Annotated in this window: 26 protein-coding genes and 1 pseudogene; 17 read left to right on the forward strand and 10 right to left on the reverse strand. The window is 62.4% G+C overall.

Annotated features, from left to right (window positions below; genetic code table 11):
* The first annotated feature begins 149 nt into the window (after nucleotides 1–149).
* From FJ936_RS08530 to FJ936_RS08540, 3 genes are read left to right on the forward strand one after another with little or no spacing between them, the layout of a single operon-like run.
* On the forward strand, nucleotides 150–761 hold the full coding sequence (locus FJ936_RS08530; protein WP_141906370.1) for a hypothetical protein: 612 nt from the start codon (nucleotides 150–152) through the stop codon (nucleotides 759–761).
* A complete protein-coding gene (locus tag FJ936_RS08535) occupies nucleotides 758–1,150 on the forward strand; it encodes a phage holin family protein (RefSeq protein WP_015316434.1) in 393 nt (130 codons plus the stop codon). The genes FJ936_RS08530 and FJ936_RS08535 overlap by 4 nt, the downstream gene beginning before the upstream one ends.
* On the forward strand, nucleotides 1,147–1,986 hold the full coding sequence (locus tag FJ936_RS08540) for a DUF3618 domain-containing protein (RefSeq protein WP_141906371.1): 840 nt from the start codon (nucleotides 1,147–1,149) through the stop codon (nucleotides 1,984–1,986). The genes FJ936_RS08535 and FJ936_RS08540 overlap by 4 nt, the downstream gene beginning before the upstream one ends.
* Before the next feature lie 173 nt (nucleotides 1,987–2,159).
* Here FJ936_RS08540 and FJ936_RS08545 read toward each other — a convergent pair whose 3' ends face one another.
* The 4 genes from FJ936_RS08545 to FJ936_RS08560 all read right to left on the reverse strand — a co-directional run bounded on the left by FJ936_RS08545 (nucleotide 2,160) and on the right by FJ936_RS08560 (nucleotide 5,514).
* Nucleotides 2,160–2,636: a GNAT family N-acetyltransferase gene (locus FJ936_RS08545; protein WP_141906372.1), complete on the reverse strand. Its 477-nt coding sequence runs from the start codon at nucleotides 2,634–2,636 to the stop codon at nucleotides 2,160–2,162.
* A gap of 28 nt (nucleotides 2,637–2,664) precedes the next feature.
* A complete protein-coding gene (locus tag FJ936_RS08550) occupies nucleotides 2,665–3,339 on the reverse strand; it encodes a LysE family translocator (RefSeq protein WP_141906373.1) in 675 nt (224 codons plus the stop codon).
* Between the two features lie 229 nt (nucleotides 3,340–3,568).
* Complete coding sequence (locus FJ936_RS08555) at nucleotides 3,569–4,423, reverse strand: alpha/beta hydrolase (protein WP_181763126.1); 855 nt, start codon at nucleotides 4,421–4,423, stop codon at nucleotides 3,569–3,571.
* Nucleotides 4,423–5,514, reverse strand: coding sequence for a flavodoxin family protein (locus tag FJ936_RS08560; protein WP_141906375.1), 1,092 nt, complete (start codon nucleotides 5,512–5,514; stop codon nucleotides 4,423–4,425). The genes FJ936_RS08555 and FJ936_RS08560 overlap by 1 nt, the downstream gene beginning before the upstream one ends.
* Before the next feature lie 602 nt (nucleotides 5,515–6,116).
* On the opposite strand from FJ936_RS08560, the gene FJ936_RS08565 reads away from it, so the two are divergent.
* From FJ936_RS08565 to FJ936_RS30480, 4 genes are all read left to right on the forward strand, one after another.
* Complete coding sequence (locus tag FJ936_RS08565) at nucleotides 6,117–6,866, forward strand: Crp/Fnr family transcriptional regulator (protein ID WP_141906376.1); 750 nt, start codon at nucleotides 6,117–6,119, stop codon at nucleotides 6,864–6,866.
* A 465-nt stretch (nucleotides 6,867–7,331) separates the two neighbouring features.
* Entirely contained in the window at nucleotides 7,332–7,763 is a 432-nt protein-coding gene (locus FJ936_RS08570; RefSeq protein ID WP_140715599.1) for a DUF2231 domain-containing protein, read from the forward strand.
* Nucleotides 7,760–9,106, forward strand: coding sequence for a sorbosone dehydrogenase family protein (locus FJ936_RS08575; RefSeq protein WP_140790253.1), 1,347 nt, complete (start codon nucleotides 7,760–7,762; stop codon nucleotides 9,104–9,106). Before FJ936_RS08570 ends, FJ936_RS08575 begins: the two co-directional genes overlap by 4 nt.
* A 396-nt stretch (nucleotides 9,107–9,502) precedes the next feature.
* Nucleotides 9,503–9,679 (forward strand): hypothetical protein, encoded by a 177-nt coding sequence (locus FJ936_RS30480; RefSeq protein WP_181171271.1) that lies wholly within the window; start codon nucleotides 9,503–9,505, stop codon nucleotides 9,677–9,679.
* Between the two features lie 80 nt (nucleotides 9,680–9,759).
* Here the strand turns inward: FJ936_RS30480 and FJ936_RS08585 are convergent, their stop codons facing one another.
* The 4 genes from FJ936_RS08585 to FJ936_RS31250 form a co-directional block, all read right to left on the reverse strand.
* On the reverse strand, nucleotides 9,760–10,479 hold the full coding sequence (locus FJ936_RS08585; RefSeq protein WP_140790257.1) for a Crp/Fnr family transcriptional regulator: 720 nt from the start codon (nucleotides 10,477–10,479) through the stop codon (nucleotides 9,760–9,762).
* Between the two features lie 447 nt (nucleotides 10,480–10,926).
* A complete protein-coding gene (locus tag FJ936_RS08595; protein ID WP_140615391.1) occupies nucleotides 10,927–11,184 on the reverse strand; it encodes a hypothetical protein in 258 nt (85 codons plus the stop codon).
* A gap of 249 nt (nucleotides 11,185–11,433) precedes the next feature.
* A complete protein-coding gene (locus FJ936_RS08600; RefSeq protein WP_140660835.1) occupies nucleotides 11,434–11,850 on the reverse strand; it encodes an HD domain-containing protein in 417 nt (138 codons plus the stop codon).
* Nucleotides 11,851–11,899: 49 nt separating this feature from the next.
* Nucleotides 11,900–12,424, reverse strand: coding sequence for a GFA family protein (locus tag FJ936_RS31250; protein ID WP_348642605.1), 525 nt, complete (start codon nucleotides 12,422–12,424; stop codon nucleotides 11,900–11,902).
* Nucleotides 12,425–12,728: 304 nt separating this feature from the next.
* Here FJ936_RS31250 and FJ936_RS08610 point away from each other — a divergent pair, with 304 nt between their 5' ends.
* The 3 genes from FJ936_RS08610 to FJ936_RS08620 all read left to right on the forward strand — a co-directional run bounded on the left by FJ936_RS08610 (nucleotide 12,729) and on the right by FJ936_RS08620 (nucleotide 15,492).
* Nucleotides 12,729–13,712: an ABC transporter substrate-binding protein gene (locus FJ936_RS08610; RefSeq protein ID WP_140715593.1), complete on the forward strand. Its 984-nt coding sequence runs from the start codon at nucleotides 12,729–12,731 to the stop codon at nucleotides 13,710–13,712.
* A 95-nt stretch (nucleotides 13,713–13,807) separates the two neighbouring features.
* Nucleotides 13,808–14,611 carry an ABC transporter permease gene (locus FJ936_RS08615; RefSeq protein ID WP_140790259.1) on the forward strand — a complete coding sequence of 268 codons (804 nt, stop codon included), beginning with the start codon at nucleotides 13,808–13,810 and terminating at the stop codon, nucleotides 14,609–14,611.
* A gap of 122 nt (nucleotides 14,612–14,733) precedes the next feature.
* Nucleotides 14,734–15,492, forward strand: coding sequence for an ABC transporter ATP-binding protein (locus tag FJ936_RS08620; protein WP_167331150.1), 759 nt, complete (start codon nucleotides 14,734–14,736; stop codon nucleotides 15,490–15,492).
* An 89-nt stretch (nucleotides 15,493–15,581) separates the two neighbouring features.
* Here FJ936_RS08620 and FJ936_RS08625 read toward each other — a convergent pair whose 3' ends face one another.
* Nucleotides 15,582–17,201 (reverse strand): GMC family oxidoreductase N-terminal domain-containing protein, encoded by a 1,620-nt coding sequence (locus tag FJ936_RS08625; protein WP_140790264.1) that lies wholly within the window; start codon nucleotides 17,199–17,201, stop codon nucleotides 15,582–15,584.
* A gap of 383 nt (nucleotides 17,202–17,584) precedes the next feature.
* Between FJ936_RS08625 and FJ936_RS08630 the strand changes: the two genes are divergently transcribed.
* From FJ936_RS08630 to FJ936_RS08650, 5 genes are read left to right on the forward strand one after another with little or no spacing between them, the layout of a single operon-like run.
* Nucleotides 17,585–18,859 (forward strand): NAD(P)/FAD-dependent oxidoreductase, encoded by a 1,275-nt coding sequence (locus FJ936_RS08630; RefSeq protein ID WP_140790284.1) that lies wholly within the window; start codon nucleotides 17,585–17,587, stop codon nucleotides 18,857–18,859.
* Nucleotides 18,860–18,903: 44 nt separating this feature from the next.
* Entirely contained in the window at nucleotides 18,904–19,320 is a 417-nt protein-coding gene (locus tag FJ936_RS08635) for a RidA family protein (RefSeq protein WP_015316456.1), read from the forward strand.
* 5 nt (nucleotides 19,321–19,325) lie between these two features.
* Nucleotides 19,326–20,000, forward strand: a complete 675-nt coding sequence (locus FJ936_RS08640; protein WP_140790266.1) for a DUF1028 domain-containing protein — start codon at nucleotides 19,326–19,328, stop codon at nucleotides 19,998–20,000.
* A 20-nt stretch (nucleotides 20,001–20,020) separates the two neighbouring features.
* On the forward strand, nucleotides 20,021–21,511 hold the full coding sequence (locus FJ936_RS08645; protein ID WP_015316458.1) for an aldehyde dehydrogenase: 1,491 nt from the start codon (nucleotides 20,021–20,023) through the stop codon (nucleotides 21,509–21,511).
* 49 nt (nucleotides 21,512–21,560) lie between these two features.
* Nucleotides 21,561–22,496 carry a LysR family transcriptional regulator gene (locus FJ936_RS08650; RefSeq protein ID WP_015316459.1) on the forward strand — a complete coding sequence of 312 codons (936 nt, stop codon included), beginning with the start codon at nucleotides 21,561–21,563 and terminating at the stop codon, nucleotides 22,494–22,496.
* 15 nt (nucleotides 22,497–22,511) lie between these two features.
* Here FJ936_RS08650 and argE read toward each other — a convergent pair whose 3' ends face one another.
* On the reverse strand, nucleotides 22,512–23,669 hold the full coding sequence (gene argE, locus FJ936_RS08655; protein WP_041163727.1) for an acetylornithine deacetylase: 1,158 nt from the start codon (nucleotides 23,667–23,669) through the stop codon (nucleotides 22,512–22,514).
* Nucleotides 23,670–23,893: 224 nt separating this feature from the next.
* Here argE and FJ936_RS08660 point away from each other — a divergent pair, with 224 nt between their 5' ends.
* Together FJ936_RS08660 and FJ936_RS31140 are read left to right on the forward strand one after the other, a co-directional pair.
* Nucleotides 23,894–25,963, forward strand: coding sequence for an FAD-dependent oxidoreductase (locus FJ936_RS08660; protein WP_140790268.1), 2,070 nt, complete (start codon nucleotides 23,894–23,896; stop codon nucleotides 25,961–25,963).
* Nucleotides 25,964–26,134: 171 nt separating this feature from the next.
* Nucleotides 26,135–26,227: pseudogene (locus FJ936_RS31140) on the forward strand (SDR family NAD(P)-dependent oxidoreductase); the annotation flags it as partial.
* Nucleotides 26,228–26,235 lie beyond the last annotated feature (8 nt).

Raw genomic sequence — 26,235 nt, forward strand, 5'->3', positions numbered from 1 at the left:
CAAAAAGCTCTTCGCCGACGGAACATCGCAGGGTCCATGAAGTTGGGCTGCCAAGGAGGAACGTGCCATGAACGGTGTCATTTATCTTATCGGCCTCGTCGTTGTCGTGCTCGCGGTCCTCTCCTTCCTCGGTTTTCACTAGGTGACCCATGCAACGTAATGACGGCCAGGGCCGTAAACCCACTGATTTCGACAAGGCGACAAGCGACGTCTCCGACAGACTTGGCCGGGAAAAAGAGCGCGCGAGCGAGTTGCTTCACGATGCTCGCGACGGACTGACCCGCAAGGCTGGCGACTACGCGACAGAAGCCACGCAGGTTATTTCGGACAAGGCGGAGGAGGCGCAGCGCGACATAGGATCGAGCTTGGCGGCGTTGGGCGGCGCGTTGCGCGCGGCCAGCGAGCATCTGGCCAACAATGATGAAAGGACCGCGTCGAAATTTGCCCTGGACGCCGCTGGTGGGCTGGAGCGGCTTTCCTCCTCGTTGAAACAAAAGCCGTTTGGCCAGGTGCTTGAGGATGTGCAGTCTTTCGGCCGGCAAAACCCCGGTGTCCTGCTTGCCGGGTCTGTACTGGCCGGATTGGCGCTGGGTCGGTTCATCAAGGCTTCCCCGCCCAGAAGCCCCGAAGCATCTCGAAATGCCTCGGGTGGTGCAAATTCGCAGACCGGCGAAGCTGCTGGTTGGTCGGCCGATGGGGCGCAAGGATTCGGCGGCGGTGTTGATGATCTGGCCACGCAGTATGGGGAGCAAGACAGATGAACACTCAAGATAATCCCAGCCTCGCGACCCTGGTGACCGACTTGGCCCAAAACGTCACCACGCTGGTGCAAACCGAAGCCAGGCTTCTGCGGGCGGAGCTCTCTGAAAAGTTTACCAAGACGGGAGCTGGCGCCGCCGAGGTGCTGGGCGGGGCCATCTGCCTGCTCGCGGCTCTGCTCGTGCTGCTTCAGGCACTGGTCATCGCATTGACGCGGGCAGGGCTGGGGGCCGGGTGGTCCTCCCTGTTGGTCGGCGTGGTGGTGGCAATTCTTGGCGTCATTCTGCTGCGCACCGGCATGGCAAGCATGGCGCCTTCCGAACTTACTCCCGACCGAACCCAGGAACAGCTCAGGCGCGACGCGACTGTGATCAAGGAACAAGTGAGATGACCGAGAAATCCGCAGCCGAACTCGAACGCGAGGCGGAAGCCGCGCGCGCCAGGGTGGTGGAGACCGCCGAATCCATTCGAGGCAAAATGACACCGGGACAATTGCTGGACGAATTCACCGGCATCTTCTCTGGAGGAGAGAGTTCGGCAACGCTCAACAACCTGAGAACGCAGGTCAGGGACAATCCCTTGCCTGTGACCATGGTGGGCGCCGGTCTGGCTTGGCTGATGCTGGGCAGCGGTCCGTCGAACGGCAGCCGTCGCCCGGCCGGCTATACGGCGCCAACCCCGCCCAGCGGGGGTGACGAGGCGGAGGGCGGCGGCTTGGGCAGCACGCTCTCCGGAACCGCTGAATCGCTCACGTCGGCCGCAAGCAGCGCTGGCGCAGCCATATCGGGCGCAGCAAGCGGCGTCGCCGAAGGGCTGACGAGCAACGCCGCCAGCGCAGGATCGACGGCTGGCGACATGGCTGCGAAAGCCAGCCGCTCGGCACAGGAGCTGTTGAACGATCAGCCCCTCGCCGTTGCGGCGGTCGGTCTCGCCATCGGCGCCGCGATAGGCGCCATGTTGCCCCATACCGCAATGGAGGATGAGCAGCTGGGCGGCTATGGCGAGAAGCTTCGCAACACCTCGGAGACCATGCTCGAGCAAGGCCTCGATCAGGCCAGGCAGGTTGCCGCGGACGCCTATGAGACGATCAAGCAGGAAGCTGGACGGCAGGACACACAAGCAGGCACGGTGGCCGACCAGATTGGTGAAATCGTCAAGTCCGCGGCCGACACGACGGAGCAGTCCGTACGGGAACGGATCTCTCTCCCGTCGGAACAAAAATCCTAGCCGAGGATACTGGAGCCACCGCAACGATGGGCGATTCTCGCAAGGCAAGGCGGGAGCTTCAACCGATTGGCAGTGGGGGCTCCGCCACTTCAGCAACCACGATTGCGGCGGGCGCTTCGAATGAAGCGTGGCCTTCGATACACCAGCTCGCGAAAGGGTTGTCGCTCCAATCTTCAGAGCTCTTTTCGCAGGAAGATGCGCGCGGCGCCTGGAATGCCAAATTCAACCCTGCCAAATTCCTCGTATCCGTGGCGAACATAGAAGCCAGGTGCTTGGAAGCTGCTGGTCTCGACCACGGCGCGGGCGCAGCCACGCTTTCTTGCCTCTGTTTCAACGGCTGAAAGGAGCCGGCTGCCATACGACTTTCCTCGAACATCCTCAGCCACGAAAAACATGTCCAGGAACAACAGTCCAAGCTCAGTCCTGCCCCACAAACCCCCAACGACCTTTCCCGAGGCATCCCGCACTATGGCGCCGATCGGCATTCGATCCGCGACGCCGGACTTGGCCACATTGTAGCGATAGAGCGCAGCGCCCGCTTCTGCCTTGGCATCCCCGCCGGTTTCAACCAACTCGATCAGGAGATCCGGCTTCCGTGCTGCGCGGCTCGCTGAACATGCCCAGTCTGAAACCTGCTTCGATCTTGTCATCGTTGGATCTGCGGAGGAGACTTTGGCTTCACTTGCCGGCCCCGCCGCCCACGGCCATTCGAATGCCAAGGCCGACAATGAAGCAGCCCGCTATCCGTTGTTGCCAAAGTCTCACGCGGGGTCGACGCATGACCCATTCGCCGAGCACACCAGAAGCAACCGCATAGGTCCCCAGGACCAAGACGCCAGTCAATTTCTGGGTCGCGCCGAGCATCAGCATCTGGAACCAGACAGAGCCACGGTTCGGATCGACGAACTGAGGCAGGAAGGCGATCATGAAGGTCATGGGCCAAGGATTGATGAGGTTGGCTATCATACCTTCCCGCATCGCGGCGAGCGGCCCGACGCGCTCGACGCAATCGAGATCCAGATCGCTTTTCGTGTCCGAGAGCAAACTTATGCCCAACCAGACCAGATAGGCTGCTCCAGCCCAACGGAGCGTGTCAAATGCCAATGGCGATGCACGCAAGAGCGAGGAGACACCCAGGGCGATCAGCGGCAGTTGCACCATGCCTGCGCCCAATGTCATTCCCATGACCGTGAACAACGCCACGCCACGGCCTTGCCCGATGCCACGTGCCATGACCAGCATGCTGTCGGGCCCAGGCGGCATCTGCAACAGGATCACGGTGCCGAGAAAGGCGAACCACAGATTGGGATCGATCTTACACCTCCTTGGCCCAAGCCTATTTGGTGCGTTCAATGGTAGCCCCCTGTCCCCGCAAGCGGCGACATCCTTGCCGGCGCGATCGCCCCTGGCGCCGTCTGGCCGGCCTTGTCAGACCGTATGGCGAGCCCCTGCTCGATGAGAACTCCGTCGCAAGGCGATATTTCCGGCCCGGAGCATGCGGCATTTTTCTCGGCGTCACAATTTTCCAAAGGGAGATTTGTTCCCGGGGAACGAACGCTGCGTGTCATCCGGCAGCGGCTGTTCAAGCAAGGAAGTCCAGGGTCGCCTTTGCCAACAGGTCCGGTGCTTCTTCGGCGACATGGTGGCCGCTGTCGATGCCTCGGCCCTGCAGGTGCCGGGCCCATGGGCGCCAGATCGCCAGCACATCACCATAGAGCCGTTCAAGATCGTCGCGCAGCGACCACAGGACAAGCGTTGGGCATTCGACCCGGAGCCCTCGGGCGCGATCCTCCGCATCGTGCCGGCGATCGATCGTGAGCCCGGCCCGGTAGTCTTCCAGCATGCCATGCACGACATGCGGACTGCTGATCGCCGCCTGATAGTCCTCGAAGTTTTCTCTGCCCATCGCCTCGGCCGATCCGCCATACCAGGCCTGCGGATCGACATTGATGGCGCGCTCGGGCTTGTCTGGCTGGGCAAAGAAGAACCAATGCCACCACTCTGTCGCAAAGTGGCTGTCGCAACGCTCCAGATGCTCAAGGACCGGAATGCCATCGATTTCGACAAGGTGCGAAATACTGGCAGGATGATCCATCGCCATCCTGAACGCGGTAAGGGCGCCACGGTCATGCCCGGCGACGGCGAAACGATCAAAACCAAGCCTGTGCATGAGAGCCACGCAAATGCCGGCCTTTGCCCGCTTTGAAGATCCCGCGCTTTCCCAGGCATCGGCCGGGACGGACGATTGCCCGAACCCCGGCAGGTCCGGGCAAATGACGGTGTGATGTCTTGCCAGGATCGGCGCGACGCGATGCCATGTGGTGTGGGTTCGCGGGTGCCCATGCAGGAGCAACACTGGTGGGCCAGCCCCACCATGGCGCACGCGCAATGTCGCATCCGCAAGCTTGACGATCTCCAGGCTAAAGCCGTCGAACATCATTTTTGCCGAGGATCGGTCAGCGACTGTCCAGCGGCGACGAAAGTGCCCTCCTTCCGAGCGACCGCAGCGGCCAGAAGCGTACGCGCCGCGTTTCGGACTTCTTCCTGCAGGTCCATGTCGTCGTCGAGCTCGTTGTGGCTGGTAGCGTATGGCTTCCAATAACCGGTGTAGCGGTCGAGTTCGGCCTTCGGCCCCGCCGGGACCATTTCGATCGATTTCAGCCAATCCGATAAAGAGCGCCGGACGTTTTCGGCTCCCTCGGTATCGCCGTGCACGATTACCGAGAAGAGCCGGCCGGCAAGGTGCCGGGGATAGTCCCATCCCTCGAGTTCCAGCGCCTTCGCCTCCCGCGCCTCCTTGCCGTGCGTGGAACTAGGATCGGGATTGCCGCCATCGGCGCATACCAGACGGTCCATCATCAGCTTCAGCGGCGAGGTGGCCTGATACCAGTGGACAGGCGTTATGATCATCACCGCATGGGCGGCAACCCACATTGGATAGATCTCGTTCATCCAGTCCTGCGTCTGGCCGAGCGAATGATTTGGATAGCAGGAGCAAGGCCAGTGACAAAGCGCGGCAGCGGTGGAGAAGCAGGCCTTGCAGGGATAGATTTTGCGGCCGTATTCGGCGGCCAGCCGGGACAAATCCAGGATCTCGACTTCCGCGCCGCCGGCCTTGAAAATCTTCCGGGCGATTTCGACAAAACGATAGGATTTGGACATCTCGCCGGGGCAGGTGTGCTCGCTGCGCGGCGATCCGTTCACGATCAGGACGCGGCGTCGTTTGCTCCGTTCATTCATGCGCTTTGCGCGCTCGATTGCTTGTCTGGCCTCGAGCCAATCGACCGCCAGATCGTAATCGGGATCGGCGAAGCCACGGCCCGCCTTTCGGGTCCGCGGGCTTTTCCTGGAATCCCTGTAGGCCTGCCAGGCGACCTCCGTTATTCGCTCGATGTCGGCAGCCAGGGGCTCGAACGCCGGATCGTTGAACTGTTCGCCATAGCGACGCTTGAAAGCCTGTTCGTCGAGGCGGGGGCTGGGCATGCCCTTGCGCGGTTCTGGCGCGCCGCGCTTCAGCCAATCGAACATGGGGTTTCACCTGTGCATGGAAAGCGATCCAAGCTCAAACGCGGCAAACAGGCGCGGCGTTCCGAACGCGCATAGCCATGATCTGCAATGACTTTTGGGCGAGTACAAAACAAGGCGCGCCGGAATCACCCGAACCGGCGTGTTTCGAATTGATTCGCCAAGTTCGGTACGAAGGCGTACACAAAGAGGTCGTCAGCAGCACGATCCGGGCGTTGACGCTTGGGAGCGACCATCGCACTCCTGCCCCAGCGTGAGGCTAGGATGTCATGACGAAAGACCCTGAGCGCCCCGGTCTGGCGCCCGAAGCCGTTCGTACACTTGCCCGGGAATCGGGCGCTACGGAACAGCAGATACGTGACATAGTGTTGCTGGTAGGGTTCGACCGCTCTTCGATCCTCAGGGAAGCTCGTCTTCTGGCGAAGGATGGGTAGTCGACAAAACTTGCGATTTGTCCACAGCAGCTATTGTCGGTTTCATACCGACGCGGCCGCCTGCCTAGTGCTGGCCGGGTGGGACAGTTTATGTTTTGCCACCGTCCCCTCGTTCGAGGGGCGCGGCCGGCCGAGAGATCCCAGTGCTCTTGCCCAAGTGGAGAGCGTCTCGTGGATCCCAAGATTCTGCAGGCCAAGAGCGAGTTGTTGCGCCGAATGAGCGTGGCCGATTTCGAGCGGCTGCGGCCGCATCTCGAAAGTGTTTTTCTGGAGTTGCGCTCGCCGTTGGAGATCGAAGGCCAAAAGATCGAAGCTGTCTATTTCCTGGAGAGTGGCATCGCATCGGTCGTCGCCAAGACTGCGGGAACGGCTGAATCGGAGGTGGGAATAATCGGCTTCGAAGGTATGACCGGTTCGGCGCTGATCATGGGCGACGATCTGGCAAGCTTCGATTGTTACATCCAGTCGACGAGCGAAGCGATACGGATGAGCGCCGCGCCGTTCGTCGAAGCCTTGGCAGAGAGCCCTACCTTGCGGCCCTTCCTGTTGCGCTACGTGCAGTATCTCCACGTCCAGACCAGCTACACGGCGTCGATCAACGCGCGGCACAGCCTGGAGGTCAGGCTGGCGAGATGGCTTCTGATGTGCAGCGACCGGACCGTTGGCGACAGGCTTATGATAACCCACGAATTCCTTTCCGTCATGCTGGGCGTCAGGCGCCCCGGGGTTACCGTGGGGCTTCAGACAATCGAGAGCCATGGCTACATCCGTGCCCGCCGCGGCGAAATCACGATCCGGGATCGGAAAGGTCTCGTGGCGCTGGCACGGGAATCTTACGGCCCTCCCGAACTGCAATACCGTCGGCTGGTCGGGGACCTCGGTTCAAAGAACCCTTCGAGGCAGGACCGTCCGCCCACCTGACCGCCACCATGCCGGCATTGCAGGGCGAGGATCGCGGGAGTGGCCGACGCGACGATGCCGGTGACGGCACATTGCCTAAGCCCGCATCGGCCACTGCGGCATGATTTGGGGATGCCGCCTGGTTAATCTAGTCATCTGCCAATGACTGACAATAAAGGGCCAAGGCTCGGTAAGAAACGTACGAAGCCGAACCTAATCTCACTGATGGGAGGCGATACGAGCCCTGCTCATCTCACACGGAATGGAACTGGCGTCCCACCGCTTGCCAGGCAATGTTACTCACGCTGCGGACATTGCGAACTTGAATTCCCGGAGCACACCGCGCTTCGCGCCATTCACCGGCGACAGCGATCGGCATTGGTCAGGGCAATCACAAGTCCTTGAACGCGAACAGTTCCCGGAACATCTCAACTTCAGGTTTGTTTGAAGCCCAGATGCCATCTGGAGCAGGGGCGGAGAAGATCCGTGGCCAATTCGCGATCGATACCGGTGGTCGTCGGCCGTCCGATCCATCGGACACCGATGGCGGTCGCCAATGCCTGTTTCATCGGCACGCTGCTGACCGACCTCACCTATTGGCGAACGGCGGAGATGATGTGGGCCGATTTTTCCGCATGGCTGCTGTTTGCCGGCCTCGTGATGGGCGCTCTTGCGGTGCTTGCGGCGCTTTTCGATCTCTTCACCCGTCGAATTCTCCGTACGCACGGAGCCTATCTGCTCGGCGGCTTGGTGGTGCTTGTGCTGTCGTTCTTCAACGCGCTGGTGCACAGCCGTGACGCCTGGACGTCGGTCGTGCCGACAGGGCTCATCCTCTCCGCGGCGGCCGTGATCGTCTTGGTTCTCGTGTGGTTGCTGGAATGGAGCACCGGCCGCACCCGCGTCGAGGTGCTCGAATGAACGCCCTGCGGGTTTCGAACACTCACATCCGGCGTGCCCTTGGGTTCGGTCTGTTGTGCGGATCGCTTTTGGCATTGCCCGCCTGCAGCAACGACGACCCAGACCCAAGCGGCCAGGTCGGGCCAAATCCGACACTGCCTGAACCAACGCAATATCTTGTTCCGCCCATGCATGTCGCTTCGGTCGTCGGCTGGAAGCAGGACGAGAAACCAACGGTCGCGAAGGGTTTGCAGATCCAGGCATTCGCCAAGGGATTGAAGCATCCACGCTCGCTCTACACCTTGCCGAACGGTGACGTTCTCGTGGTCGAGTCCGTGGCGCCGCCCGGCGCCGCGATCAAGCGTCCGAAGGACCTGATCATGGGCTGGATCGAGTCCATGGCGACGTCGGGCGGCGGCACCGAGGGAAGCAACCGCATCACGCTGTTGCGTGATACGAACGGCGACGGCGTGCCCGACGTGCAGGATGTCTTCCTCGATCATCTCAATTCGCCCTTCGGCGTAGCCCTGGTCGGCAACGATCTCTACGTCGCCAACACGGATGCGATCGTGCGTTATCCCTACACATCCGGCGAGACCAAGATCACCGCGCCAGGCACCGTGCTGACGCCGCTGCCCGGCGGCCCGATCGATCATCACTGGACCAAGTCTCTCGTCGCCAGTCCGGACGGATCGCTGCTTTATGTCGGTGTCGGCTCCAACAGCAACGTCACCGAGAACGGCGTCCAGGCGGAAAAGGATCGCGCCGCGATCTGGGAGGTCGACAGGGCGACAGGCCGTTCGCGCATTTTCGCAAGCGGGCTGCGCAATCCCAACGGCTTGAGCTGGGAGCCGCAGAGCGGAGCGCTGTGGGCCGTCATCAACGAGCGCGACGAACTCGGCCCCAATCTGGTTCCCGACTACATGACTTCGGTCAAGGACGGCGCGTTTTATGGCTGGCCCTACAGCTACTATGGCCAGCATGTCGATCCGCGGGTGATGCCGCGGCGGCCGGACCTGGTCGCCAAGGCCATCCCTCCGGACTATGCACTGAGTTCCCATGTCGCGCCCCTGGGACTGGCATTTTACACCGGCACCAACCTGCCCGAATCCTATCGCAATGGCGCCTTTGTCGGCGAACATGGCAGTTGGAACCGCAAGCGCTTCAACGGCTATAAGGTCGTTTTCATACCGTTCAATGGAGGTCATCCTGACGGTAAGCCTCAGGACGTCGTCACCGGTTTCCTTGACAATGACAACAAGGCACATGGGCGGCCCGTGGGCGTTGCCGTCGACAAGGCGGGCGCGCTGTTGATTGCGGACGATGTCGGAAACACGGTCTGGCGCGTGACCGCAGCTCGGTAGTTATCGGATTGTATGCGCAGGAAGCCCGGTAGTGAAACTGATCCTCACGCTGTTATCGGCGGCGTAACCTATACTGAGGATTCAAAGCATGCGTTACCCGGCACTCGCGATAAGTCGAGAGGAACAAAGGTCGCGCCGCCTTGTTAGCGATGATGGCGCGCTATTATTTTGATCTAGTCGACAACGGAACCTCCTTCCCGGACACTGAAGGAACCGAGCTTCCGAGCTTGGAGGCAGCTGAGGATGAGGCGGCAAAGGCGTTGCTCGAAATAGCAAAGGACCAGATGCCTGAAGGCAATTTCCGAGAGGTTGCCCTGCATGTCCGTGCTGGTGCTAGCAAACCCCTCGTTATGGTAAAGGTAACGTTCGAACTGCTGCGCAACGGATCTGATCGCGATGGACCTGTGGGAACCTGACTACTTCCTCAATGAAAGTGCGCGCCTATATCAACGGAGGGCGGCGGCACAGATTGCCGATCTTCGCTCGAATATTGAAGACACGCGGCGCGTAATCGAGGAATCGCGCAAGCTGCTGGACCGGCTTTCCGCCAAATCAGGCGCTATCCACCCGTAGGGAATGACAAGGCCCGCTCGTAACGCGGGCCGCTTGAGTTGTGGTGGAGCAATCCGCCTCATAACTGAGTTTAAGGCTGCTCATCTCGGTTCGTTGTTGATGCTCAGATAGGTAGGGTCGAACTCGGCAAGCCTGGCAAGCTGGTCCCAGTCCAAAATGGTGACCATATGGTTCGTCCAGGTGATTACCTTGATCTTCTTCAAGCCTCCGATCACCCGGTTCATGTGCACGACCGACAACCCAAGCACGTCGGCCATTTCAGTCTGTGACAACGGTAGATGGAAACTCATGCCGCTGGTGCGTTTCACCGCCTGCAGACGTACGAACAGTTCGCAGATGAGATGGGCCAGATGCGAGGTCCTGGAGCGGCGGCCCATTGCCACGATCCATTCGCGATGTATGGCCCCATCGACCAGCGTATCGAGCCACAACAGCCGGGTCAGGTGAGGGGCCTGTTCCGTAATGGCTTTCAGCTTGTTGTGGTCCGCGTACATCACCCGGCAAGGTGACAGCGCGACGATACCGTGATCCATGGTCTTGAGCAAAAAGGCGTGGAGATCGACGAAGTCGCCGGGCACCTGCAAGGACGTGAACTGCCGGCCGCCGTCCTCGAGCACCTTGTAGCGTGCCGCCAGGCCATCCAGCAGCATGGTGCTATAGGTTGGCCGGGACCCCGCTTTGACCACATCTTGCCCCTTTTCGAACTCGCGTCCGAAAACAACCGTTTCGGCCAGCAAGACCTTCTCGACGTCCGACAGAGTGTCGTGCTGGCCGAGTTGCAGATAGAGGGACTCTAACATCATAGCCTCGAGGCGATCGGGGTTGAAACGCCGATCGCCAGATGTCCTGGACGCAAGGATAGCAGCCGGACCTTAGGCCTTCGGAAGATGGCGGACCCTATCATCGGCAGCCTGCGCGTATTCTGGCGCAAGCGCCGGAGCGGGAACCACCAGTGTCGCTAGGTATTAGCACGCTAGAGGTGTCCAAGGCTGCCCCGAAAATGAAACGGTGTCATTTCGATCTCTATAACAGTGATGGCTCCGTGCCGCACGACGACGGCCAGCCATTTGAATCGCGAGAACAGGCGAGGGCAGAAGCCATTCGCATTTCGCAGGAAGTCGCTCGCGATGAAATGCCGGATCGCGACCTGGTCAACATACCGGCAAGGTGCGCAATGAGGCGGGCGCCCAGGTGTTCGAGGCATCGCTTTTCCTGACCGCCGGGTGGAGCGCGTGACCTTGATGCGGTCAGCGTAGGAGTCGCTGTGGAATTTGCACCACATTTTCCGATCCGGGCAGCTCAAAGGCCATGGCCAATCGACGCAAGGAAGCCATTTCCACGATCAATTCTTCGATCGAACGATCCGGCAACCCCGTCTTCACTTTCTGCCTTACCCTTGCTGTGAGTTCATGAACGCGGACAGGCACGAAAAGCGCGCTGTCGTCCAGCAATCTGCTGATTTCGATCACCACATCGGCGTCGATGTCTTTCGGCAATTCCCGCATGGGCGTCACCTTGGTCTCGAAGCGATCCGAAGGCAGCCAAGGCATTGCGCACCGGAAGGCATGCCCGACGGGGATCGATCGTCGGATTCATAAAACCACCCACCCAGCGTGTCACTAAAAACGTTGGTACGAAAATTACCAAACGGGTTGGTTCCCGTAATCCATGTATTCTGGCATCGCGCGACTACAGGCATTGTTCAGGGGCGCCTGTCGCATGCCAGGACGCGATTGCCGCCAGCATCCCGGCATTCACTTGGAGAACTCGTCGTCAAGAATGCGCAATGCTTCTTCATACTTGGCCGTGGATGCTCCGATCTGCCGTGATTGCCAGATATTGTCGGCCAGATCCGCCCGCTTTACCGGCAGCGCCAATGGGTTCGATGCCGCCCGGCGTACGAATGCGAAATAGTCCTCGCCTTCTCTGCGTGTCATGGCGTCGACCGCGGCGGCGATCGTCGGTCCAAAGCCTGCCTCTTCGAGCTTGGCCCGGCTCCAGCCTTCGCTTTTTTCCAGGACGTCGTGCAGATAGGCGACGACTTTCTGATCTATCGTTTCGACGGCGTCGGCCACTCGACGGCAATGGTCGATATAGGGGCCTCCTGTCTTGTCATGCTGCGATGCATGCGCCTGCTCCGCAATCTTGGCCGCCCGATAGAAAATACTCATCACATCGATCTCCGTCCTTTCGGCCAGCGAGCCGCATCGCCTTCAGGCGCTACCAGCGTTCCTCGGTTTCGCGGTGCGGCAAGTCCACGCCGCAGCAGACCCAGCCAAGCCGCTGCCCTGATCCGTAATTGTAGCGAGGCTCCAGCCGCGCTGGATCGTCGAATGTGCCGACATGCAGCGCGATTTCCCCGGGCGAGACGTCATAGGCAAGGCTGAGCGGCGATCCGCAGGCAGGACAGAACCCCCTTTGGGCGATTGGCGAAGATCGGCGATAGGCGGGAGTGGCGTCGACCCAGGTCAGGTCTGGCGAAGGCACCCACGCCAGGACCGCAAATGCACTGCCGGTCGCGCGCCGGCACATATCGCAATGGCAATAGTGCACTCTCGGTTCGCTTGTGACGTTGAAGCGAATCCGGCCGCAAAGACATCCGCCGTTCAGTTCCACCTTGGCTCCAGTCCGATGAGCCTGCGTTTCGGCAGGCTCTCCAATCGCGTGCGGGCAGCTTCGTTCATCTGGCGAAAACGTCGGCCGCCCTCGTCGGTTCCTGTGCCCCGCAGGAGGGGGTTCGCGCACGGGGCTCTCGTCTTTTCGAGCGCTGCGGCATTGAGGCCGCTTCTGTCGGCGACCCTGCGGAAAATGGCCAGCCAGGTCCAGAGCCAGGCCGCCGATCGGCTATCGAGCCGCTTCGGTTTCGACGAAGCAATGGGCAGAAAAAGACTTCTTTTTGCGATCCGGCCCGGATGCTCTGTTGCAAACCTTAGAACACGCAAGGCTCGCTGGGAGGCGACGCCCAAACAAGAGCGGCTGCCGAAACGCAACCGGCATAGGCCGCGAGAATGAGGCCGATGCCGGCAACAGCCATAGGGGAACCACGACAATGAAGACATTTCGAAACTGCCTGATGGGCGCGGTCGGCGCAGGCCTGCTGGGCCTGGGGCTTGCAGCTCCCGCCAATGCGGGCGCCATCCGTCTCGGCATGACGACCTGGGTAGGTTACGGGCCGCTGTTTCTTGCCCGCGACCTCGGTTACTTCAAGGAGGCCGGCGTCGACGTCGACCTGAAGGTCATAGAAGAATCAGCGCTTTACATGGCTGCGGTCGCCGGCGGCGATCTCGATGGCGCCGCCTCCACCGTAGACGAGCTGATGAAGTACCGCTCGGACGACCTCTGCTTCAAATACGTCCTTGCACTCGACGACAGCCACGGCGGTGATGGCGTCGTCACGCAGCCCGACATCAAGTCCCTCAAGGATCTGAAGGGCCAGCAGGTGGCCTTGAACGAGGGCTCCGTTTCCGAATTCTGGTTCAACGTGCTCCTGAAAAAGGAAGGCATGACCGAGGACGACGTTACCATTACCAACATGACCGCCGATGACGCGGCGACCGCCTTCATCGCCGGCCAGGTTCCCGCCGCCGTGACGTGGGAGCCGCACCTCACCGAGGTCCGCAAGGGCGGCAAGGGAAAGGTGTTGATCGATTCCACGACCACCCCTGGCTTGATCGTCGACGTGATCGCCCTCAAATGCGATCTGATCGAAAAACATCCCGAGGACGTAAAGGCCCTCGTCAAGGGCTATTACAAAGCGGTTGAATACATCAAGACCAATCCGGAAAAGGCCTATGAGATCATGGCCAAGGGCATTGGCGGCTATCTCGAAAAGCCCGAGGATTTCGCCGCCGGTGCCAAGGGCGTGCGCTATTACGATCGCGATCGCAACCTGGAATTCTTCGGTATGCCGGAAAAGAGCGAGGCGTCCGAGCTGGTGAATTTCGCGCAGGACATCTGGGGCAAGGCCGGCAAGCTCAAGATGACGATCGACGCGAAAACCATCCTCGATACCGACTTCATCAGGGAACAATGAGCCTTCGAGAAACCGGGGTCGGTCCGCTTGGGCCGACCCCTGTTTACCGACAGGCCGGAGCCTTCTCGCTTCAGAAAATCAACGGAGGCCATGCCATGGCACAGAGGCGGACGGCGTGGACACGCCTGACGACCCCATTCGCCAACATTCCCGCCAGCACGGCAACGACACTCGCGCTGGCGATGTGGGTGGTCGTGATCGGCGGCTGGGCGCTGCTGTCCTATGGCCGCGTCGTGCCGAACATGTTCCTGCCGACGCCCGGAACCGTGCTGCAGACGACCTATCGCATGTCCGTGGACGGCAGCCTTTTCTACCACACTTTCACCAGCGCCAAGGTGGTGATCCTGGGCTTCATCGTCTCCTCGCTGATCTCGGTGCCGCTGGGGCTGTGGATGGGGACCTATCGGGTGGTGCAGGCGCCGCTGGAGCCCTTGGTCAACTTCATCCGCTACCTGCCTGTGACCTCCTTCGTGCCCCTGTTCATCCTTTGGATCGGCATCGGTATCGAACAGCGCATAGCGGTCATCTTCTTCGGCACCTTCTTCCAGCAGCTCGTGATGATTTCCGACTGTGCGCGCAGCGTCTCCAGGGACCTGGTCAACGCCTCCTACACTTTGGGCACCAAGCGCAGCGAAGCGGTGTGGCACGTCATTTTCCCGGCCGCGCTTCCAGCCATCCTCGACACGCTTCGCGTCACCATGGGCTGGGCCTGGACCTATCTGGTCGTGGCCGAACTCGTCGCCGCGTCGAGCGGCCTCGGCTATATCAGCCTGAAGGCGATGCGAGGCTTCCAGGTCGATGTGATCTTCATGGCAATCGCCGCGATCGGGCTTCTGGGCCTTATCACCGACACGGCGTTCCGCATCATCCGGGCCAGGGTCGCGCCATGGGCATCCTGATTTTGAACGCAAGCTCGCAAACCGCAGTCGGACCAAGGGTAGCAATGAGCGAGACCATAAAGGCGAACGATCTGGCCGGCACGGCCGCGACGACCGGCGATCCGCGCTCGACCGGCACGACGATGGCCGTTGAGGACGTGACATTGCGTTACGGCGACGCCAACGGCGTGCTGGCGCTGGACGATGTGTCGCTGAAGGTGGCCAAGAACGAATTCTGCGTCATCGTCGGCCCTTCGGGATGCGGCAAATCGAGCCTGCTCTACCTTGCGGCCGGCCTCAACGACGCGACTTCAGGCAGCATCAAGGTCGATGGCAGGGAAGTGATCGAACCGGGTCCAGACAGAGGCATGGTGTTCCAGAGCTACACCTTGTTTCCCTGGCTCACCGTGCGCGCCAACATCGAGTATGGACCCAAGCGCAAAGGCCTGCCGGCGGGGCGGCGCAAGCAGATCGTCGACCAGTATCTCGACGAAGTCGGCCTCGCGCCGTTTGCCGACCACTACCCCGCCCAGCTTTCCGGCGGCATGAAGCAGCGCGTGGCGATCGCGCGCGCCCTTGCCAACGATCCGGCCGTTCTGTTGATGGATGAGCCGTTCGGCGCCCTCGACAGCCAGACGCGCGGCACCATGCAGAAACTGCTTTTGCGCGTCTGGGAGCGGCAGCAAAAGACGGTGCTGTTCGTTACTCACGATATAGACGAGGCGCTGGTCCTGGGCGATCGCGTCCTGGTGATGACGGCCCGGCCCGGCAAGATCAAGGCCGAGATCAAGGTCGACATCCCAAGGCCGCGTTCGATGGATGTGATCCTCGAACCCGAGTTCATCGCCCTCAAGCGCCGCATCCTCGGCCTCTTGCACGACGAGATCGATGAGGATCATTGAGAGCAATCTCGAGGAAACACAAAGGGTCGTCGGCAGGTCGGCGTTGCCAACGCTGAACTGCCTACAATGTTGAAAGGCGGGGCGGGTCCTTACCTTTCGCCGCGATACCCCGAGCCCAGGATCATCTCCGAGCACTTCTGTCCGATCATCATGCTTGGCGCGTTCGTGTTGCCGCCGATCAGCTTCGGCATGACTGACGCATCGGCGACCCGGAGCCCGTCCATACCTCGCACTTTCAGCGTCGCCGGATCAGCGACCGCCATAGCGTCCGTCCCCATCTTGCAGGTCCCGACGGGGTGGTAGACGGTCAGAGCTTCGGCGCGCAGATAGGCCAGGATCTCGTCGTCGCTGCTGACATCCTTGCCCGGAAGCATTTCCTTGCCACGCACCGCATCGAACTCGGATGCGGCCAGGATCCTGCGCGCGATCTTGATGCCTTCGACAAGCACCATGGCGTCGTCCTCGTTGGCGAAGAAGCGGTGGTCGATGAGAACGTCACGGCGAGAACTGTCCCGTGACAATCTGATCTCGCCAACGCTTTTCGGCCTGAGAACGCAGGTGTGAATGGCGTAGCCGTGGCCATATTCGATGAGCCTGCCGCGATGGCTGCGATAGCCCGGCACGAAGTGGAACTGAACATCGGGCAGGCCGTTCGCGTGCCTGGTTTTGGCAAAGCCACCGGCTTCGACATAGTTGGTGGTGAGGATTCCCTTGCGGCGCGCGAAATACTGGAAAGGCGCTGCCGCAATGCGGGGCAGGTTGGCAAACGACAGGCCGAGCGTCCTGGTGCTCCTGGAGCGCACGGTGACCATGCCGTCGACATGGTCCTGCAGGTTCTTGCCGACACCGGGCAGATCGAGAATCGGCGTGATGCCGATCTGCCGCAGCTCGTCCGCGGGGCCGATGCCGGATGCCATCAGGATCTTGGGCGAGTTGATGGCCCCGGCACAGAGCACGATCTCGCGGCTGGCCGCGAGTATTTTTTGCTCGCCGTCGAGGCGCACCCGAAGGCCGGTGGCGCGCCCTTCGGCGATGACAAGGTCGACCACCTCGCATGCACTGAGCAGCGTCAGGTTCCCGCGATGGAGCACCGGACGCATGAAGGCGGTAAAGCTGCTGAAGCGCTGGCCCCGGTTCTGGGTGACGTTGTAGATGCCGAGGCCGAACTGGCTCTCGGCGTTGAAGTCGTCGTTGGCGGGCAGGCCCGCATTTTTCCCGGCCTTGACGAACATGGCGGAAAGCACGTTCGGATCGCGCGGATTGTCGACCATGAGCTCGCCGTCCGTGCCGTGATAGCGTGGGTCCTGGGCAATGAGGTTGCGCTCCAGCTTCCTGAACACCGGCAGCACGTCGCTGTAAGCCCAGCCGGTGCAGCCGAGCCCGGCCCACTCGTCATAGTCCTGCGCGGCACCGCGAATATAGACCATCGAGTTGATCGAACTCGATCCGCCCAGCGCCTTGCCCCGGTTGACCGGAATGCGGCGGTTGTTGAGATGGGGCTGCGGCACGCCGACGAAACAATAGTCGTAGTTCGGGTTGCCATAGAGCGACAGAATGCCCGCCGGAATCCTTACCCGCAGGCTGTTGTCGCTGCCGCCTGCCTCTACCAGGCACACCCTGACCGACGGATCGGCGCTCAGCCGATTGGCCACCACGCATCCGGCCGAACCCGCGCCGACGACAATGTAATCATAGCTCTCAGTCTTCATGCCAGCCCCTCGAGAATGCCGGCTCGTGGCATTGCCGAACGGGCCGCTGCGAGGCTGCATCCTGTTCCGCAACAATTCGGTGCCGACACGTGCCCGGCTTCGCGGCCAGCTCATGCGGCGCTGCGGATCCGGCCGCTGAAACTGTAGATGCGTCCATCGGCACGAGAAATTCGGAAATGGTTACGCGTGACTTCGGAGATTCGTTATGGGCGCCAACCGGCACGTGCTGCTACTTGTGAGCGCCAATGGGGAGGCGACCGGATGGCGCACGGCCTGTCCGGAACACGGAGAAATTGATCTCCGGGGGCTGCGTTTGCCGGCCGGCGGAAATCGGTTTCATCGCGTGCGGCGGGAGCTGTCGGATGGTCAGAAAAGGACTGGGCATGTCGGTTGAGACGATAGACACGCTTGTCGTTGGTGGCGGCCAGGCTGGGGTGGCCATGAGCGAGCACCTGAGCAAATGCGGGGTGCCGCATCTCGTTCTCGAACGCGGCCGCATCGCCGAGCGCTGGCGCTCGCAGCGGTGGGACTCCCTAGTTGCCAATGGCCCGGCCTGGCACGATCGCTTCCCGGGCATGGAATTTCCTATGACAGGTCCCGATGGCTTTCCCTCCAAGGAAGAGGTCGCCGACTATTTTGTCGCCTACGCAAAGCAGATCAATGCGCCGGTCCGCTGCGGCGTCGAGGTCAGGCTTGTGCAAAGAAACATCGGGCGGCCCGGATTCCGTGTCGAGACGTCCGATGGCGTGATCGAGGCCAACAGCGTTATCGCGGCGACCGGGCCTTTCCAGGTCCCGGTCATCCCGTCGGTCGTTCCTGCCGATGCCGGCATCCTGCAAATCCACTCCAGCGCCTACCGCAATCCCGCGCAGTTGCCGAAAGGCGCGGTGCTGGTGGTCGGCGCGGGATCCTCGGGCGTCCAGATTGCGGACGAACTCCAGCGCGCTGGCAAACGCGTCTATCTCTCGGTAGGCGCGCACGACCGCCCGCCGCGCGCCTATCGCGGCCGCGACTTCTGCTGGTGGCTGGGCGTTCTCGGCAAATGGGACCTCGAAACTCCGGGACCCGGCACGGAGCATGTCACGATCGCGGTGAGCGGTGCGCGGGGCGGAGAAACGATCGATTTTCGCCGTCTGGCGGCGCAGGGGCTTACGCTCGTTGGCATGACGAGGGCGTACCAGGACGGTGCCATGACCTTCGCGCCCGATCTTGCCAAAAACATTGCCCGCGGTGATGCCAATCTGATGGCATTGCTGGACGAGGCCGACGCCTATGTCGCGCGCAACGGTCTCGACCTTCCCGAAGAACCCGCTGCCCGCCGGATCGGTCCTGACCCGGACTGCGTGACCAATCCGATCCTCGAGCTCGATCTGACCGAAGCCGGGATAAGTTCGATCATCTGGGCGACGGGCTTTGCCGTCGATTACAGCTGGCTGAAGGTCGATGCCTTTGACGAGCAGGGCCGGCCGAGGCATCAGCGCGGCGTCTCGACCGAGCCAGGGATCTATTTCCTGGGCCTCCCCTGGCAGTCGCGCAGGGGATCGAGCTTCATCTGGGGCGTGTGGCACGATGCCAAGCACGTGGCCGACCGTATTTCGACGCAGCGCAAATATCTCGCTTATCACGCCGCCGCGAAGCGCGAGGCCGTGGACGCCTGACCAAAGCTGGCGACGGCCGCGAGCCCGACCTGATGGAGATCAAGATGAAGCATACCCGAATTCGTACCTTCAATACGAAGGACACTTATCCCGAGCAGAAGCTCGACAATGATCTGTGCCAGGCAGTCGTCACACGGGGTGGCCGGACGATCTATCTGCGCGGGCAGTGCCCGCAGGATCTCGACACCGCCAAGAATATCGCCAGCCACGATCCGGTCGAGCAGACCCACAAGGTGATGCAGAATATCAAGCAGCTCATCGAGGAATGCGGCGGCACCATGGAGCATCTGGTGAAAGTGGTGGTCTACATCACCGATGTCCGCCATCGCGAAGCCGTCTACCGAACGATGGGCGAATACATCAAGGGCGTCTATCCAGTTTCGACCGGCCTTGTCGTGTCGGCCCTGGCAAGGCCGGAATGGCTGGTCGAGATCGACGGCACGGCCGTAATTCCGGACTGAGCGCCATGACCTTCTCCATCGTCGCACGGTGCCGGCGCACCGGCATGTTCGGAGTGGCGGTATCCTCGTCATCCCCCGCGGTCGCGGCCCGCTGCGCCTATGCACAGGCCGGCGTCGGCGCCGTTGCCAGCCAGAATGTCACGGACCCGACGCTCGGGCCACGGGCGCTGGAGCTGATGGCGCGAGGCGCCTCCGCCGCCGAAGCCGTCGCGATCCTGAAGCGCACGGCTGCTTTCAGCGAATACCGGCAGGTCCTGGCGGTCGACAAGGCCGGCGGCAGCGCGATCCATTCGGGACCGAAAGCGCTTGGCATCTGGAGCGAGGCACGCGGCGAGGACGTCGCCTGCGGCGGCAACCTGCTTGCCAGCGATAGGGTTCCGCAAGCCATGGTGGACGCCTTTCTCGCCTCCGAAGGCGATCTTGGCGACCGGCTGATCGCCACCATGCGAGCCGCGCTCGAGGCCGGCGGCGAGGCGGGGCCTGTCCGCTCCGCCGGCATGAAACTGGTACGCGATGTGTCATGGCCCGTCGCCGACCTGCGTTGCGACTGGACCGAAGGGTGTCCGATCGAGCAGCTGGCAATGCTGTGGGACATCTATAAGCCCCAGCTCGATGCTTATGTCACGCGCGCCCTCAACCCGTCCGGTGCGCCAAGCTACGGCGTTCCCGGTGATGAGTAGTTCGACAATCTGGAGCCGGCATGAGCGAACTCAGTCATAAGGATTGGATCAGCAAAGCCTCGGCTATCCGTTTTCGCGACAGGGCGTTCATCGACGGCAAGGCAATGCCCGCGCGTTCCGGCAGAACATTTACCAGCATCAATCCGGCCACCGGAGCAACGCTCGCTGAGGTGGCTTCCTGCGGCGAAGAGGACATCGACCTTGCCGTCGCCGCGGCGCGCCGCAGTTTTGAGGCCGGCGTCTGGTCGAGAGCGACCCCTCAGCATCGCAAACGGGTGCTGCTGCGGCTGGCGGAATTGCTGCGCGAGAACCTGCAGGAGCTCGCGCTGCTGGAATCTCTTGATATGGGCAAGCTGGTCAAGGACGCAGCGACCGTCGACGTGCCGGGGTCGGCGGCGATCTTCCAATGGTATGGCGAAGCGATAGACAAGGTCTATGACGAGGTGGCGCCGACGGCCCGAGGCGACCTTGCTTTGGTACGGCGCGAGCCGCTCGGGGTCGTGGGCGCCGTGGTGCCGTGGAACTTTCCGCTCGACATGGCGACCTGGAAATGCGCGCCCGCGCTGGCTGCGGGCAATTCGGTGGTGCTCAAACCCGCCGAGCAGTCGCCTTTCTCGGCGCTCAGGCTGGCCGAGCTTGCCATGGAGGCAGGGCTGCCCGCCGGCGTGCTCAATGTGGTGCCCGGCCTCGGCGAGACGGCCGGCCAGGCGCTTGGCCGTCATATGGACGTGGATTGCCTTGCCTTCACCGGATCGACCGCTGTCGGCAAGATGTTCCTGCAATATTCCGGCCAGTCGAACATGAAGCAGGTCTGGCTGGAGACCGGTGGCAAGAGCCCCAATCTGGTGTTCGCCGATTGCGGTGATCTGGACGCGGCAGCCGACATGGCCGCCTTCAGCATCTTCTTCAACCAGGGACAGGTATGCTCGGCCAACTCCCGGCTTCTGGTGGAGCGCGGCATCAAGGATACGCTCGTCGAGAAACTGGCGCAGCGCGCGACGGCGACCCAGCCCGGCGATCCGCTCGACCCTGCATCCAGGATGGGTGCGATGGTGGACGCGCGCCACGCGGCGACCGTCATGCGTTTCGTCGATGGCGGCAAGAAGTCGGCACGGCTGGTGACTGGCGGCGACCGGGTTACCGTCGACGGGCGCGGCAGTTTTGTGCAGCCCACGATCTTCGACGACGTCTCGCCCGACGACCCGCTTGCGCGCGACGAGATATTCGGTCCGGTCCTGTCGGTGATCGCCTTCGACACCGAAGACGAGGCGCTTCGCATCGCCAACGACAGCGTCTACGGCCTGGCCGCATCTCTGTGGACCGACAGCCTGTCGCGGGCGCATCGTCTCGCGGAAGGGCTGCGCGTCGGCACGGTTTCCGTGAACACCGTCGACGCGCTGAGCCCGATGACTCCCTTCGGCGGTTTCAAGCAGTCCGGCTTCGGGCGCGACCTGTCGCTGCACGCGCTCGACAAGTACACCGCGCTGAAGACTACCTGGATAAAATATTGAGAAGCGGCCGCGACTTGATCGCCGGCTGCAAACCGGCAACATAGCCACCATGCCGCTTCGCTTCACGCTGAGACAACTCGAATATTTCGTCGCCGTTGGCGAAGCGGGTTCGATCGCCAAGGCGGCCGAGCAGGTGAATGTCTCGCCGCCATCGATCTCGGCGTCGATCGCTCAGCTCGAAGCCGAGTTCGGCGTGCAGCTTTTCGTGCGCAAGCATTCGCACGCGCTGGCGCTGACGGCGGGCGGGCGCCTGTTCCTCAAGGAAGCAGCGCGTCTGCTTAACGACGCGGATGCGCTGCACGACATTGCCGGGGATATCGCCGAAAAGGTGCGCGGACCGCTGGCGATCGGCTGCCTGCTCACTTTCGCCCAGATCGTGCTGCCGGCACTGCGCAAGAAATTCGAGGACGCCTATCCCGATGTGCGGGTCAGGCAATTCGAGCGCAACCAGGGGCAATTGTTCGAGATGCTCCAACGTGGCGAAATAGACGCCGCGCTGACCTACGATCTGGAGCTGTCGCAAGACATGACTTTCGAGCCGCTGATGCAGTTGCCGGCCTATGTCATGCTGCCGGCCGCGCATCGCCTGGCGGCGAAGGCAGGTATCACGCCCGAGGAACTGGTCGATGAGCCGATGGTGCTGCTTGACCTGCCCTACAGCAGAGAATATTTCCTGTCGGCTTTCCAGCCCAGGGGCCTGCGGCCCAAGATCGTCGAGCGTACCGGCGACATCGCCGTGATGCGCTCGATGGTCGCCAACGGCTTCGGCTACGGCATCGCCAATATGCGGCCGCTCAACACCATGTCGCCGGACGGCAAATTGCTGGTCTTTGTGCCTTTGTTGGGCGACCTCAGGCCGCTGACCATAGGGATTGCCCTGCCGAACGCCGAGCATCGCACGCTGACGGTGCAGGCCTTCATCGACCACTGTCGCCGCTTCGTCGTCGAGCAGGGCGTCTTCGGTACCGAGCGCATCGTGAAGTGAGGCCTGCCATGCGGCTCACGGCCAGCCGTCCGTGAGCCGTTCCAGCAATCTGTCCAGCATCGCGTCGCAACGACGCAGCTGTTCGACGCTGACAAATTCGTCGGGCTTGTGTCCCTGCGCCATGGAGCCCGGCCCGCAGACGACTGCAGGCGTGCCAAGATCGCGGCTGAACAATCCGCCCTCCGTGCCGAACGCGACTTTCATCGTGTCGTTGGCACCGGTCAGCGACTTGACGAAAGCCACCGCCTCCGATGCGGCCGGCGTGTCGAGGCCCGGATAGGTGTTGGTGATCTCGATGTCGATCGCTGCCTCTGCCGCGATCGAAGCGGCGTCCTCGGCAATGCGCACCGCGGCGGCGCGCAGCCTGTCGAGAATGCTGGCGGCGTCGTCGGCGGCAATGTTGCGGATCTCGAAATCGACGTGGCAGAGGTTGGGCACGATGTTGAGCGCGACACCGGCGTTGATCTTGCCGACATGAACCGTCGTGTAGGGAATGTCGTAGTCGCCGTCGCGGGCGCCGTCGCGGGCCAGCCGTTCCTGTTCGTCACGCAAGGCGCGCACGAAATCGCACCCGAGGTGGATCGCATTGAGCGCCAGCGGGGCGAGCGCCGAATGGCCTTCGCGTCCCCTGCAGACGGCGCGAGCGGCAAGCTTGCCCTTGTGCCCGGTCGCCACCTGCATGTTGGTCGGCTCCCCGACGATGCACAGCAGCGGGCGTTGCGGCGCCGCACGCAGCATTTCGATCAGGTCGCGCACGCCCAGGCAGCCGACTTCCTCGTCACAGGAGAGCGCCAGATGCAACGGCGTCCGAAGCGCGATCCTGGAGGCCTTGATGCAGATCGCGAGCGCAGAGGCCACAAAACCCTTCATATCCGCCGCGCCGCGCCCATAGAGCTTGCCGTCGCGCTCGGTCATTTCGAATGGGGGCAGCGTCCAGTTCTGGCCGTCCACGGGAACGACGTCGGTGTGGCCGGACAGCATGACACCGGGTCTGCCTGCCGGGCCAATGGTGGCAAAGAGGTTGGCCTTGTGCCTGTCCGCGCCGTGGACGATCTGGCAGGCAACGCCGCTCGCTTCGAGCAAGTCGGCCGCATAGCCGATCAGGTCGAGGTTCGAGTCGCGGCTCACCGTGGGGAATGCGATCAGCCGTTCGAGAATCCTGATGCTGTCCATTTTCTGTCTCTCGGTCGGGTTCTGGCTGTCTAGCATCATGCCGCCGATGCTCTGAATTCGCATTTCGCTCAGCCCCGGTTCAACGCAGACTAATTCGCGCCGGCGCGCGCGATTAGGCGCGTCCTAATCGGCACAGAAGAAATCCGTAGTTTTCCCGCGCCGGCTCGAACTTATTAGTAGTCTCGGCAGCACCGGCGGTGCCGAGCCGGCAGGGAGGAAGCTACATGCGCGACCCACGCTACGACATCCTGTTCGAGCCGATGAAGATAGGTCCGGTGACGGCCAAGAACCGCTTCTATCAGGTTCCGCACTGCAATGGCGGTGGCTATCGCGATCCATCGGCGGCGGCAGAGATGCGCCGCATCAAGTCGGAAGGCGGCTGGGGCGTGATCTTCACCGAGCAGACGGAGATGCACCATACCTCCGAGATCACGCCCTTCATCGAACTGCGGCTATGGGATGACGCCGACATTCCGGCTTTGGCCAAGATGGCCGAGGCCATGCACGAGCACGGGGCGCTGGCTGGCATCCAGCTCGCCTATTCCGGGATCAACGGTCCCAACCTCTACACCAAGGAGGTGCCGCGCGGGCCGTCGGCCTTGCCGATCCGCACCTTCACCAATGATCCGGTGCAGGCGCGCGCCATGGACAGAGAGGACATACGCGACCTGCGCCGCTGGCACCGCAATGCCTTCAAACGCGCCAAGCAGGCGGGTTTCGACCTTGTCTGCCTCTATGGCGCGCATGGCTTCGGCATCATCCAGCATTTCCTATCGACGGCCACCAACCAGCGCGGTGACGAATATGGCGGCTCGCTGGAAAACCGTTCGCGGCTGATGCGCGAGCTGATCGAGGAAGGGCGCGACGCGATTGGCGACACGTGCGGCCTGACGCTCAGGCTGTCGCTGGACGAGATGATCGGTGAACTCGGCTTCGCCAATTCGGAAGTCCGCGACATGATCGAGATGCATGCCGAACTGCCCGATCTTTGGGATCTCGCGCACGGCGCTTGGGAGGATTGCTCGGGTCCGTCACGCTTCAAGGACGAGGCGGCGCAGGAAAGCCTGGTGTCGGGCATCAAGAAGCTGACCTCGAAGCCGGTCGTCGGCGTCGGCCGCTTCACCTCGCCCGACGTGATGGTCAGGATGATCCGGTCGGGCACGCTCGACTTCATCGGCTGCGCGCGCCCGTCGATCGCCGATCCCTTCCTGCCGAGGAAGGTCGAGGAGGGCCGCATCGAGGACATCCGCGAATGCATTGGCTGCAACATCTGCATCACCGGCGACATGACCATGTCGATCTCACGCTGCACGCAGAACCCGACCTTCATGGAGGAATGGCGCAAAGGCTGGCATCCTGAGCGCATGCAGGCGAAAGGCGACAGCGACAGCGTCCTGATCGTCGGCGCCGGGCCTGCCGGACTGGAGGCCGCGCGTGCGCTCGGCCTGCGCGGCTATAAAGTGGCCATCGCGGAAGCGGGCACTGAGCTTGGCGGACGCGTGGCGCGCGAAAGCAAACTTCCAGGCCTGTCGGCCTGGGGCAGGGTGCGCGACTATCGGCAGTATCAGCTCAGCCAGATGCCCAATGTCGACATCTATTTCGAAAGCCGGCTGTCGGCCGGTGACATCCTCTCGTTCGGCTTCCAGAACGTCGCCATTGCCACCGGATCGACCTGGCGCCGCGACGGCGTCGCGCGTGCCCATGTCGTGCCGATGCCGATCGACGCCGCGATGCCGGTCTACTCACCCGACGATCTGATGGCCGGCAAGGTTCCGGCCGGCAAGGTCGTGCTGTTCGACGACGACCACTATTACATGGGCGGCGTTCTCGCCGAGCTGATGGCGCTTCGGGGAACGAAGGTGACCCTGGTGACGCCATCGGCTTATGTCTCGGACTGGACCCGCAACACGCTGGAGCAAGGGGCCATTCACCGCCGCCTGGCTGAACTCGGCGTCGATATCGTCCTCAACAGGACCGTCACGAGTGTCGCTTCAGGTGGCGTCGTGACGGCCTGCGTCTACACCGGCGCTAAACAGGATCTGGCGGCCGATGCCGTCGTCCTGGTCACGTCACGCAATCAGGACGACGCCGTTTGGCGCGAGCTCAAGGCGCGGGAAAACGAGTGGGGCGACAACGGCATCCGTTCGGTCAAGGTCATTGGCGACGCCGAAGCACCGGGGCCGATCGCCTGGGCAACCTATGCCGGCCATCGCTTCGCCCGGGAGCTGGACGAACCTGACATCGGCGACGCATTGCCATTTCGGCGGGAAGTCGCCGCACTGGCGGCGGAATAGAACGCCGGGGCGCGGCAGATCAGATCGCCCGCCCTTCCTGGTCGAAGAAGTGCAGATGCCCGGGTTCGGCCCGCAGGCCGACCTCGGCGCCGGTTTCGGGCGGCAGGTCTGGCCACTGTCCATCTCGACATGGAGGAGCGTGACGGCGCCGGTGTATTCGGCGAGCCTTACCTTGCCGCAGCGATCCTGTTCCTCTGCTCCGACGCCACGAGCTTCGTCTACGGCGCCGCGCTCGACGGGGATGGCGGCTCGATGCTCCGCTGACCGGGAGG

The organism is Mesorhizobium sp. B2-4-13, assembly GCF_006658535.1.
In the GTDB taxonomy this organism is placed as follows: Bacteria; Pseudomonadota; Alphaproteobacteria; order Rhizobiales; family Rhizobiaceae; genus Mesorhizobium; species Mesorhizobium australicum.